10 protein-coding genes and 1 tRNA gene are annotated in these 11,487 nt (G+C 72.8%); 6 read left to right on the top strand and 5 right to left on the bottom strand.

Going from position 1 to position 11,487, the window contains the following annotated elements:
- Positions 1-280 precede the first annotated feature (280 nt).
- Entirely contained in the window at positions 281-865 is a 585-nt protein-coding gene (locus AC060L_RS15535) for a TerD family protein (RefSeq protein WP_483799319.1), read from the top strand.
- A 72-nt stretch (positions 866-937) separates the two neighbouring features.
- A complete protein-coding gene (locus tag AC060L_RS15530; protein ID WP_483799318.1) occupies positions 938-2,107 on the top strand; it encodes a DUF475 domain-containing protein in 1,170 nt (389 codons plus the stop codon).
- Positions 2,108-2,233: 126 nt separating this feature from the next.
- Here AC060L_RS15530 and AC060L_RS15525 read toward each other — a convergent pair whose 3' ends face one another.
- Positions 2,234-3,271, bottom strand: coding sequence for a DUF2637 domain-containing protein (locus AC060L_RS15525; protein WP_483799317.1), 1,038 nt, complete (start codon positions 3,269-3,271; stop codon positions 2,234-2,236).
- A 232-nt stretch (positions 3,272-3,503) separates the two neighbouring features.
- Between AC060L_RS15525 and AC060L_RS15520 the strand changes: the two genes are divergently transcribed.
- Positions 3,504-4,247 (top strand): Tellurium resistance, encoded by a 744-nt coding sequence (locus AC060L_RS15520; protein ID WP_483799316.1) that lies wholly within the window; start codon positions 3,504-3,506, stop codon positions 4,245-4,247.
- A gap of 43 nt (positions 4,248-4,290) precedes the next feature.
- Here the strand turns inward: AC060L_RS15520 and AC060L_RS15515 are convergent, their stop codons facing one another.
- A complete protein-coding gene (locus tag AC060L_RS15515) occupies positions 4,291-5,226 on the bottom strand; it encodes a TerD family protein (RefSeq protein ID WP_483799315.1) in 936 nt (311 codons plus the stop codon).
- A gap of 402 nt (positions 5,227-5,628) precedes the next feature.
- Here AC060L_RS15515 and AC060L_RS15510 point away from each other — a divergent pair, with 402 nt between their 5' ends.
- Positions 5,629-8,187, top strand: coding sequence for a phosphoribosyltransferase (locus AC060L_RS15510; RefSeq protein WP_483799341.1), 2,559 nt, complete (start codon positions 5,629-5,631; stop codon positions 8,185-8,187).
- Positions 8,187-9,023, top strand: coding sequence for an HAD family hydrolase (locus AC060L_RS15505; protein ID WP_483799314.1), 837 nt, complete (start codon positions 8,187-8,189; stop codon positions 9,021-9,023). The genes AC060L_RS15510 and AC060L_RS15505 overlap by 1 nt, the downstream gene beginning before the upstream one ends.
- 1 nt (position 9,024) lies before the next feature.
- Here AC060L_RS15505 and AC060L_RS15500 read toward each other — a convergent pair whose 3' ends face one another.
- Both AC060L_RS15500 and AC060L_RS15495 read right to left on the bottom strand, forming a co-directional pair.
- Complete coding sequence (locus AC060L_RS15500) at positions 9,025-9,249, bottom strand: FmdB family zinc ribbon protein (protein ID WP_483799313.1); 225 nt, start codon at positions 9,247-9,249, stop codon at positions 9,025-9,027.
- Between the two features lie 114 nt (positions 9,250-9,363).
- Positions 9,364-10,773, bottom strand: a complete 1,410-nt coding sequence (locus AC060L_RS15495; RefSeq protein WP_483799312.1) for a coiled-coil domain-containing protein — start codon at positions 10,771-10,773, stop codon at positions 9,364-9,366.
- 121 nt (positions 10,774-10,894) lie between these two features.
- Between AC060L_RS15495 and AC060L_RS15490 the strand changes: the two genes are divergently transcribed.
- Positions 10,895-10,969: transfer RNA gene (locus tag AC060L_RS15490), tRNA-Val, on the top strand.
- Between the two features lie 136 nt (positions 10,970-11,105).
- Here AC060L_RS15490 and AC060L_RS15485 read toward each other — a convergent pair.
- On the bottom strand, positions 11,106-11,384 hold the full coding sequence (locus AC060L_RS15485; protein ID WP_483799311.1) for a hypothetical protein: 279 nt from the start codon (positions 11,382-11,384) through the stop codon (positions 11,106-11,108).
- Positions 11,385-11,487 lie beyond the last annotated feature (103 nt).

Genomic DNA, 11,487 nt, shown 5'->3' with positions numbered 1-11,487 from the left:
CCCCAGAAGCGCCCCTTCTTTCCCTTTCCCCACAAGAAAGGAAAAGGAGACCCCGGGGCCGTTTGCGTGTGCTCCCTGGTGCTCCTGATGCCCCGGTCGAGTACGTCCGTACACCCGCCGTGTACTCCCGTTCGAACTGATGAGCGCTGGTAGGTTCGGTGAGTTCAGGAAGTTCAGCGGGCAGGTCGAAACCGTCGGCAGCCGCGGGAGGGCATGCTGAGATGCGCTCTCCCGGCCGTCGCCAGGTAGCCGGCGCCCGGGAGTGGGAGGAAAGACCAGCATGAGTGTCACGCTCGCCAAGGGCGGCAACGTCTCGCTGAGCAAGGCCGCGCCGAACCTCACCCGGGTGCAGATCGGTCTCGGCTGGGACGCCCGGTCCACCACGGGCGCGCCGTTCGACCTCGACGCGAGCGCCCTGCTGTGTGCTGGCGGCCAGGTGCTCGGCGACGAGTACTTCGTCTTCTACAACAACCTCAGGAGCCCGGACGGCTCGGTCGAGCACTTCGGCGACAACCTGGTCGGCGGGGCGGGCGGGGACGAGGGCGACGAGGAGGTGGTCGTGGTCAACCTGGACCTGGTGCCGGCGCAGGTCGACAAGGTGGTCTTCCCGGTCTCGATCTACGAGGCCGACGTCCGGGGGCAGAACTTCGGCCAGGTCCGCAACGCCTACATCCGGGTGGTCAACCAGGCCGGCGGCCAGGAGATCGCCCGTTACGACCTCACCGAGGACGCGTCCAGTGAGACCGCGATGATCTTCGGCGAGCTCTACCGGTACCAGGGTGAATGGAAGTTCCGCGCGGTGGGCCAGGGCTACGCCTCCGGCCTGCGGGGGATCGCGCTGGACTTCGGTGTCAACGTGCAGTGACGAGTGATGAGTGATGACGGCGAAGGCGGCGACGCCGGCGCCGCCAGCGATGACTGAAAGGTAGTCATACCCGTGTTCCTCCGCACTTTCGGATGGTCCTTCGCGATCACCATTGCCGGGCTGGTCGCGGCCGGGCTGATCTGGGGCGCCGAGGGATTCGGCGTGGTCCTGATCCTCGCGATCCTCGAAATCTCGCTCTCCTTCGACAACGCAGTGGTCAACGCCACGGTCCTCAAGCGGATGAACCCGTTCTGGCAGCGGATCTTCCTGACGGTCGGTGTGCTCATCGCGGTCTTCGGCATGCGGCTGCTCTTCCCGCTGCTGGTGGTGGGCCTGACGGCCCATATCGGGCCGAGCACCGTGATCGACCTGGCGCTGCATTCGGGCCACACGTACAACGGGCTGACCTACGCCGAGCACCTCACGGCCGCCAAGCCGGCGATCGCGGCGTTCGGCGGGGTCTTCCTGCTGATGATCTTCCTGGACTTCATCTTCGGCGAGAAGGACTACCAGTGGCTGGCCCGGCTGGAGCGGCCGCTGGAGCGGATCGGCCGACTGGAGGCGCTCTCCTCGGTGACCACGCTGGTCGTCCTGGCCCTCGTCGCGCGCTTCTTCGCCGGGGCGCGCGCCGAAACGGTTCTGCTCGCCGGTCTGCTCGGCCTGGCCACCTACCTCGCGGTGAACGGGCTCTCCGGCATCTTCGAGGACTCGCTGGACGAGCAGGGTGAGGACGACGAGGAGGGGGAGGAGGACGAGCGGGCCGTCGCAGGTAGCCCGGCCGCGACTGGCGGCCGCTCGCTCGTGCAGGTGGCCGGCAAGGCCGCGTTCTTCCTCTTCCTGTACCTGGAGGTGCTGGACGCCTCCTTCTCGTTCGACGGCGTGGTCGGCGCCTTCGCGATCTCCAGCGACATCTTCCAGATCACCCTGGGCCTGGGCATCGGCGCGATGTACATCCGCTCGCTGACGGTCTACCTGGTCCGCCGCGGCACGCTGGACGAGTACGTCTACCTGGAGCACGGCGCCCACTACGCGATCGGCGCGCTCGCCGCGATCCTGCTGGTCTCGATCAGGCACGAGATCCCGGAGCTGGTCACCGGCCTGATCGGCGTCGCCTTCATCGGCGCCGCCCTGGCCTCCTCGGTGCTGCGCAACCGCCGCGAACCGCACACGGAGTCCGACGCGGACCCGGACTCGTCCGGTGAACTGGGCGCCGAGGCAGCGGCGGGCAGCGCCAAGCGCTGACGGGCCCGCCCTCGATCACAGACACAGACGCCGACAGGCGGTGGCTCCCGGATCCACCGGGAACCACCGCCTGTCGGCGTCAGCCGTTCAGCCCAGCCGTTCAGCCCAGCCGTTCAGCCGAGCCGTTCAGCCCAGGCGCTTCTCCATGGCGCGCAGCTTGCGCTCCAGGGAGTCGAAGGGCGAGTCGACCGTGGGCATCGAGAGCGTGTCATCGTCCGCGGTGAGGTCGATGCTCGGGGCGGCAGTGGTACCGCCGGTGCGCGGGGTCAGCGACTGCTGCTTGGTGCGGAGTGCGGGGGCTAGGGCAGGCTCCGTAGCGGGCTGGCCGTCTCCGCTGCCGGCCGTCAGGGCCGGCACCTGCCGACCGCCGCGGGTCCGGCCGAGCACGCCGCCGCGGGAGATCGCCTTCAGCTCGGCCCGCTCGCGCCGGTCGGCGCTGCGCGCCTGGACCTTGGCGTCCAGCTTGGTCTGCCGCTCCTCGCGGACCTCCTCGACCGCCTCGTCCAGGCTGCGCACGTTCTCCAGCAGCATCAGCGACCAGGCCGCGTACGTCTCGCGCGGCGCGCGCAGCCAGCGGACGATCCGGATCTGCGGCAGCGGACGCGGTATCAGGCCCTGCTCGCGCAGTGCGGCCCGGCGGGTCTGCTTGAGCGCGCGGTCGAAGAGGACGGCCGCCGAGATCGACATGCCGGAGAAGAACTGCGGCGCGCCGTCGTGGCCGCCGCCGCGCGGCGCGTGCACCCAGTTGAACCAGGCCGAGGCGAAGGCGAAGAGCCACACCAGCAGGCGCGAGCCGAGCGCGGCGTCGCCGTGGCTGGCCTCGCGCACGGCGAGCACCGAGCAGAACATCGCGGCGCCGTCCAGGCCGAACGGGACCAGGTACTCCCAGCCGTTGCTGAGCCCGAGGTTCTGGGTGCCGAAGCCGACCAGACCGTGGAACGAGAGCGCGGCCGCGACGCCGGCGCAGACGAAGAGCAGGACGTACGAGGAGATTCCGTACAGCATCTCCTTGCGGCGGCGGCGGTCCTCGCTGCGCTCCCAGGAGTCCCCGCTCTCCTCGGCCTTCTGGTTCTTGAAGCGCAGGGTGGCCACCAGGATGGCCGTGAAGAGCAGGGCTGCGCCGCCGACGACGGCCCAGACCAGCTGTATGGAGGAGAGTGTCATTGCGGCGTGAGCCTCTGCTTTCCCTGGGCAGCGTGCCTGACGGTGCGTCACGGGGAACGCTGGGCCGTTCGGCGTGCCCGTTGCGTGACGGGGGGACACCTGTGCGGCTAGACGATATCGCGTCCGACGGTGGCTCAGGCCCGGGGCGGGGTATGCACCGCAATGCACAATGGTGCGTCAGAAAGCTGTGCTAGAGGGTCGGTGGACCCTCGGAAGGCTAGGGGGCGGTCAGGTGGGCGCGGTATGGGACTTCCTGCGAGGTGAACGGAACCTGTCGGGCGGGCAGACACCGCACTTCGAAGTCGGCGGCGGCAAGATCACGCTGACCAAGTCGCAGCCCATGCACGCCATCACGGCGGCCGGCCCGACCACCGGCAACCTCTACATCAATCTGCACTGGACCTCCCGGGTGCGACAGCGGCCGAAGGCCCAGCTGCGCCGCGCGCTGCTCCAGCCGCGCCTGCTGCGCCCGGCCGACACCGAGGCGTTCCAGGAGGGTTCGGACAACGTCGACCTCGACCTGGCGTGCATGTACGAGATGACCGACGGCACCACCGGGGTGGTGCAGCCGCTCGGCAAGTTCTTCGGCGACCTCCAGCACCCGCCGTTCATCAAGCTCAGCGGCGACGACAAGTACGGTGCGCCGTCCGGCGAGTCGATGTACATCAACCTGGAGAAGAAGGACCAGTTCAAGCGGCTGCTGGTGTTCGTGTACATCTACGACGGCACGCCCGCGTTCGACCAGACGCACGCGCAGATCCAGATGGTCCCGCCGAGCGGTCCCCGGCTGGAGATCAACCTGGACGAGCGGGCGTCGGCGGCCCGTTCGTGTGCGGTGGTGCTGATCGAGAACAAGGGGGACGGGCAGTTGATGGCCCGTCGGGAGGTGAAGTACGTGCACGGGTTCCAGTCGGACCTGGACCGGCTGTACGGCTTCGGGATGGACTGGCAGCGGGGGTACAAGGACGAGGACTAGGGCCTGTCCGCCAGGGCCTGTCCGGGGCCTCGCGCCAGGTGAGTCAGCGGGGCTGGAACTGCGGGCCCTGCGGCGGGAGCACGAAGGCCGGGGCGGGCTGCGGGTATCCGTAGGCGGGGGCCTGGGGCTGGGCAGGGGCCTGGGCCGCTGCGGGTGGGTAGCCGTAGCCGGGGTGCTGTTGGTGCTGCTGGGGGTAGCCGTACGCGGGTTGCGGCGGGTATCCGGGGGCGGCGGCCGCTGCGGGCTGCTGCTGCGGATAGCCGTAGGCGGGTGCGGGTGAGGGGACCTGTGCGGGTGACTGCGCGGGCTGCTGCGGGTAGCCGTACGCGGGTGGCGTGCTCGGCTGCGGGGGCGTCGGGCCGGGAGCGTCGGGCTGCGCCGCGCTCGGCGTGCGGGCGCCGGCGCCGGCCGCGGCCTCGTCCTCGACCGTGATGCCGAAGTCGGTGGCCAGGCCGCCGAGTCCCGAGGCGTAGCCCTGCCCCACCGCGCGGAACTTCCACTCGCCCGAGCGCCGGTACAGCTCGGCGCAGAGCAGCGCGGAGACGTCCTCGACCTCGGTCGGCGGGAACTCGGTGAGGTTGAACCGGGCGAGCGGCTCGGCACCGGCCGGCGCGGCCGCGTCGTACAGCAGCACCCGCAGCCCGACGACCCGGCGGAACGAGCCCGTCTCGGTGGAGCCGGCCAGGACCACCCGGTCGACGTCGGCCGGCAGTTTCGCCAGGTCCACCTCGATCGTGTCGGCGATCTCCTCGCCGCCCCGCACCTGGTGCTTGGGCAGGTGGCGGACCACGCCGGACGGGTGCCGGGGCTGGTTGTAGAAGACGAAATCGGCGTCCGAGCGGACCTTGCCGTCGGTGCCGACCAGCAGCGCGGACGCATCGACGTCCGGGGTGCCCGGCGCCGTGCTCCAGCGCAGCACGGCGCGGACCGCCGCCGCGGTCAGCGGGATGTTCGCGCCCTTCGCCATCACGTGGGTCATAACTGACCATCCTGCCGGGTGCCGGGCCCGCCGGACAACGCGGGTGCAGGGGCGAGTCCGCGCGCCGGGGCGCCGCCCGGGCCGGCGGAGCGGGGCAGCCGGTCGGCCGGAGCGGTTTATCGGCGGGCCGGCGGCGCGCCCGGTAAAACTTGCTCAATTTCGCAAGTAATTTACTGGCGATCGATTCCCGGGAATCTGGTGTCGATAATCCATGAATCATTGTTCCGGTCGTTCCAGGCGCCCGGTCTGACCGTACGATGGGCGGCCGAAGGCGGCGCGGGCTGCGGATATGAGACGGCGGTCGGTGCGCGACGCGGTGGCCGGAATCGAGTCCGTCCCGTGTCGGCAGAAAGCGGCCCGCCGGCCAGGGCCGATTCCGTGGGCGATGTTTCTGGGGAGTGCATCTTGCGCCAATTCGGCGGTCTGGACGAGGACTCGGCGGTCTGGTCCGGTCGGTGGGTGGCCGACCGGCTCGGGATCGAGCTGTCCGGTGCGCCGGAACTGCCGGAGCTGGTCGGCCTCGCGGTGCGCGAGAACCGCAAGCGCGCGCACCTGCTGGTCTCCGAGGTGCTCGGCAAGTACGTGCCGCAGCGGCCGGAGCTGGTCCGCGGCGCCGGGCAGCGCCTCGGGCTGGCGGTGCGCGAACGGCTCGGCGAGGGCAACGGCGCGGTGGTGCTGGGCTTCGCGGAGGCCGCCAGCGGGCTCGGCCAGTGCGTGGCGGCCGTCCTGGGCGCGCCGTACCTGCACTCCACCCGGCGGCCGGTGCCCGGGGTGGTGCCGGCCGCCGGCTTCGAGGAGGTGCACTCGCACGCCAGCTCGCACCTGCTGTTCCCGGCCGATCCCGGGCTGCTCGCGGCGGACGTCCCGCTGGTCCTGGTCGACGACGAACTGTCCACCGGGCGGACGGCGTTGAACGCGATCAGCGAGCTGCACCGGCGATGGCCGCGGCGGCGCTACCTGCTGGCCTCCCTGGTGGACCTGCGGGAGGACCAGGACAGGGCCCGGCTGGCCAAGTTCGCGGCGGAGCTGGGCACGACGATCGAGGAGCTGGCGCTCGCCGAGGGCCGGATCCGGCTGCCGGCGGGCACGTTGGAGCGGGCCCGGCTGCTGCTGGCCGCGACGAGGTCGGGGGAGGCGGCCGGGCCGAGCTCGGCGCCGGAGCCGGTGGCGGTGGCGGTGGCGGTGGCGGGCCGGGAGGTCGTCGAGGCAGCCGGCCAGGCAGCCGGGCGGGAGGCGGAGCTGGTCCGGGCCGAACTCGCCTGGCCGGACGGGCTGCCGGACGGTGGCCGGCACGGGTTCACGCCCGCGCACCTGGTCCGGCTGGAGGCGCTGCTGGCCGAGTCGGCCGGCCGGCTGGCTCGGGCGCTGACCGGGACGTCGGCGGAGCCGACGTTCGCGGCGCCGGCCGGTGCCCGGCGGCGGGTGCTGGTGCTGGGGTGCGAGGAGCTGATGTACGCGCCGCTGCGGTTGGCCGAGGCGCTGGCCGAGCGGCTCGGGCCCGCCGCGCAGGTGCGGTTCGGCTCGACCACCCGCTCGCCCGTACTGGCGGTGGACGAGCCCGGGTACCCGATTCGGACCAGGCTGGCCTTCCCCGCGCACGATGGCCTGTCCCTCGCCGGCTCGGCTGGTGCCGCGCTGCGCTATCTCTACAACGTCGCCCCCGGCGCCGACCCCTCGCGGCGGTACGACGCGATCGTCCTGGTCATCGACTCGGCGGCCGACACGCCCGCGCTGCACGCGCCCGGCGGGCTGCTGGCGCAGTTGCGCGCGGTCACCGACCGGGTGGTGCTGACCGTCCTGCCGTCCGCGCTGCCGGGGCCCGCGCGAGCGTCGGAGCTGCCGCGGCCGCTGCGTGGTCCCGGCTTCTCCTCCTACGCGACCGCCGAGGTCGGCTGGCTGCTCACCGACCTCTCCGCGGTCGCCCTGGAGGCGCCCACCGAGGAGCGGGAGGAGGCCGTCCAGGCCGGCGCGCACTACGCCGAGTCGCTGCCGGTGGAGTACCAGCCGAGCCCCGAGTACCAGGAGCTGTTCCACCGGGCGCTGCGCGGTTCGGCCCGCCGGATCGCGCTGGCGGTCGGCACGGTCGCCGAGTCGCTGGTCCGCGAACGGGGGAGCGGACTGGTGCTGGCCTCGCTGGCCCGCGCCGGGACGCCGATCGGCATCCTGATCCGCCGCTGGCTGGCGGCCGTGCACCAGGTGGAGACGCCGCACTACGCCGTCTCGATCGTCCGCGGCCGCGGCATCGACCCGGTCGCGCTGCGCTACCTGGCGACCCGGCACGATCCGGCCGAGGTGGTCTTCGTCGATGGCTGGACCGGCAAGGGCGCGATCACGCGGGAGCTGGCCGCCGCGCTGGCCGGTACGCCGTTCGATCCGGACCTCGCGGTGCTCGCCGACCCCGGCCGCTGCGTCCGCACGTACGGCACCAGGGACGACTTCCTGATCCCGTCCGCCTGCCTCAACTCCACTGTCACCGGCCTGGTGTCACGCACGGTGCTGCGGGACGACCTGATCGGCCCGGAGGACTTCCACGGCGCCAAGTACTACGCGGAGCTTGCCGGCGCGGACGTGTCGCACGCCTTCCTGGACACCGTCGCCGACCACTTCGCGGCCGTCCGGCGGGAGGCCGCGGCCGCCGCGCTGCTGCTCGCCGCCGAGGACCGGACGCCGACCTGGGAGGGCTGGGCGGCGGTCGAGCGGATCAGCGCCGAATACGGCATCGGCAACGTCAACCTGGTCAAGCCGGGGGTGGGCGAGACGACCCGGGTGATGCTGCGCCGGGTGCCCTGGCGGGTGCTGGCCCGGCGGGGGGTCGGCAGCGACCTGGACCACGTGCGGCTGCTGGCGGCGCAGCGCGGCGTACCGGTCGAGGAGGTGGACGGGCTGCCGTACTCCTGCGTCGGCCTGGTGCACCCGCGCTACAGCCGCGGCGCGACGGGCGCGAGCGGGCGGGCCGTCTAGTGCTCACCGATGACTCGTTCGTGGTGGCCGGCGATCTGGACCGCACGCTGATCTACTCCGGCGACGCGCTGGCGCTGCCGGGGCCGGACCACGCGGCGCCGCGGCTGCTCTCGGTGGAGGTGTACCAGGGCCGACCGCTCTCCTACCTCACCGAGCGGGCCGCCCGGCAGTTCGCCGAACTGGCCGCCGAGGCCGTTGTGGTCCCGGCCACCACGCGCACTGTCGCCCAGTACGAACGGATCAACCTGCCCGGCCCCACGCCGAACTGGCGACCGCCGTACGCGATCTGCGCGAACGGCGGCCGGCTGCTGGTCGGCGGCGCGGCCGACCCCGATCCGGACTGGGACGCGGCCGTCACCGCCCGGCTGGCCGCCACCGCTGTGCCGCTGACCGAGGTGGTCGAGCACCTGGCGCGCTGCGCGGACCCCGGCTGGACGGTGAAACGGCGGGTCGCCGACGAGCTCTTCGCCTACCTGGTGGTCGAGCGGGACCGGCTGCCCGACGGTTGGCTGACGGAGCTGACCGGCTGGTGCGCCGAGCGCGGCTGGACCGTCTCGCTCCAGGGGCGGAAGCTGTACGCCGTGCCCGCCGCGCTCACCAAGAGCGCGGCCCTGGCGGAGGTGCTGCGCCGGATCGGCGGCGGCACCGTACTCGCCGCCGGCGACTCCCTGCTCGACGCCGACCTGCTGCTCGCCGCCGACCACGCCTGGCGCCCCGGCCACGGCGAACTCGCCGACCAGGGCTGGACCGCGCCGCACCTGACGGCTCTGGAGCAGCGCGGTGTACTCGCGGGTGAGGAGATCGTGCGCGCGTTCCTCAGCCACGTGCGGGGGTGACTCAGCCGCAGCAGCCGCCACCACAGCAACCGCCGCCACCACCACCGGCCGAGGCCGCCGGGGCAGCGCTCGCACCGGCCGAGCCGGTCACGGCGACCGTGGAGAGCAGCTTCGCGGTGTCCAGGTGCCCCTGCGGGCACATCGCCGGGGCATTGGCCTGTGCCATCGGCCGGCGGAGTTCGAACGTGGCGCCGCAGGTGCGGCAGCGGAAGTCATAGCGAGGCATGCCCGCAGCCTACCCAGCCCAGCTCCGCTTCACCGCCGCGACCGCCCGCCACCCGCTGCCTTCCTGCTCCCCACCGCCTCCCCTTCCATCTCCCCATCTCTGCTCCATCTCCCCTTATCCCTGCGCCTGCTCGTCGCGGATCATCGCGACCACCTGTGCGGCGGTCTCGCGCACTCCGTCCAGTTCGACGAGGAAGTGCCAGTAGTCCGGGTGACGTCCGGCCGCATCCAGCGCCGCCACCGCCCGGTCCAGCCGGCCGACCGCGGCGTCCAGCGGACCGGCATGCCGCGGGTCCGGCACCTGGCGACCCGTCATCGCGAGCCGCTGGGCGTCACGCAGCGCGAACCGGGCCCGCTCCACCTCGCCGTGCGCGTCCCGCTCCGCCTCGTTCAGCCGGCGCAACCGCTGCGACACCGCCGCCACGGCGCCGTCCGCCGTCTCCAGCAGCGTCCGCACCGCACCGACCGCCGAGCTCGCGTCCGCCCAGCGCTGCGCCGCGAGCGCGTCGTCCGCCTCGGCCAGCCGCTGCCGCGCCGAGCGGACCGCCGCCTGCGCCTCCTGCGGCACCCGTTGCAGGTCCTCCCAACAGGCCGCCGAGAACCGGCGGCGCAGTTCGCTCAGCGCCGGGTCGAGCGTCCCGGTCCTGGTCTCCAGGGCCTCCGCCCTGGTCCGCAGGCTGGCGATCCGCTGCGCGAGCTCGCGCTGCTGCTCGGGCAGCCTGGCCGCGGCCGCCCGGACCAGCTCGGCGCGCTGCGCGACGTCCTCCGCCCGCTGCACGGTGGCAGCCACGCCGTGCTTGGCCGCGCCCTCGTTCAGCCGGGTCAGCTCCGGCGCCAACTCGGCCAGCCGGGCCGCCGGCTCGTCCGCCCGCAGGCCACCGGCCCGCACGGCGTCGAGCGCACCGCTCGCGGCCAGCAGCGCCCGCTTCGCCTGCTCGACGGCCGGCGTCACCCGGGCCAGCTGCGCCTCCGCGTGCCGAACCAGCGGCTGCAGACGGCTCAGGTAGTTGTTCAGCTCGGCCTGCTTCGCCGCCAGCTCCCGCCCGGCCTGCTCCAGCCGCTGCCGCGCCTGCGCCGCCGCGCCGGGCGCCAGCTCGGCGGCCTCCAGATCACACGAGTCCAGCGCGGCGAAGTACGCCAGGTTGACCTGGTCGATCCGGGCCGACAGGTCCTGGAAGTCCTCCAGCGCCTGCCGGGCCGGCGCGCCCTCCTCGGCCGCCCGCACCGCCGCGACGGCGAGCTGCGCCTCACGCTGCGCCGAGTCCAACTCGTAGAACGCCTGCTGCGCCGCGTCCCGCGCCGCCAGCGCCCCGGCCCGCGCCTCATCCCCGCCACGCCGCCGCCGGCCCCACCCGCCGCCACCGCCACCACCGGCACCACTGAACGAAGCTGCGAGCGCCGCACCCAGAACCACCGGCAGCAACACCAGCTCCCCGACCGCCCACCCGGCAGCCCGCCCCCCGTTCCCCCGCGCGCTACCCGCCGTCACTCCGCACTCCCTGCTCGCCACCGACCGGGCCCTCATTCTCCCCGACCGCCCCCCGCCACCCCCGCCGCGTCCCCAAACCCTGCACACCACCGGCCGCCGGACCAGGTACTCTTACCTTTCACCGCGCGGCCTCCCCCGGGAATCGACCGCGCGGCGGGGGTGCGTAGCTCAGCGGTAGAGCGCTGCTCTTACAAAGCAGATGTCGGCGGTTCGAAACCGTCCGCGCCCACCACCACGAAGGGCCGGTTCGGAGGAGTGATCCTCACGAACCGGCCCTTTGCCGTTCCTCGGAAAGTCGGCGAGCTGGACGTCCGGCGCGGGGCCCGCTGGGTCGCCGAGAGCCCGGTGCCGGCGGACGAGGTGTCGGGTCAGTCGTCCTCGTCGTCCGGGTCGTAGTAGATGGCGAGGGCGTCGATCAGGGATTCGATGAGTTCGCCGCGTGGGTTTGCCTTGTAGTCGGCGTCGAAGCCGGTTTCGAGGAGGGCGGATTGGAGGGCTTCGGCGAGTTCCCAGGCTTCGTCTTCTGTGGGTGGGGTGCTGGGGTTCAGGGGGATGCCGCTGTGGGTGGCTGCCTGGTGCAGGAGCTCGAGCTTTTCGGTCGAGCCGGTGAACCAGGTGGGCTTGCCGGATTCCTCGGTGGCCTTCACTGTGCCCTCCGGGCCGGGATTCGCATGGTGCTGCTCCGTACGTCGTGAGTCGCTCATTGTAACTCGGCGGCAGGTGGGCCCGAGGGCCCGCCTGCCGCCGAGT

Source organism: Kitasatospora sp. NEAU-69 (assembly GCF_057158765.1).
The sequence above is the reverse complement of the archived record's forward strand: the minus strand, read 5'-3'. Positions and strand labels throughout refer to the sequence as shown.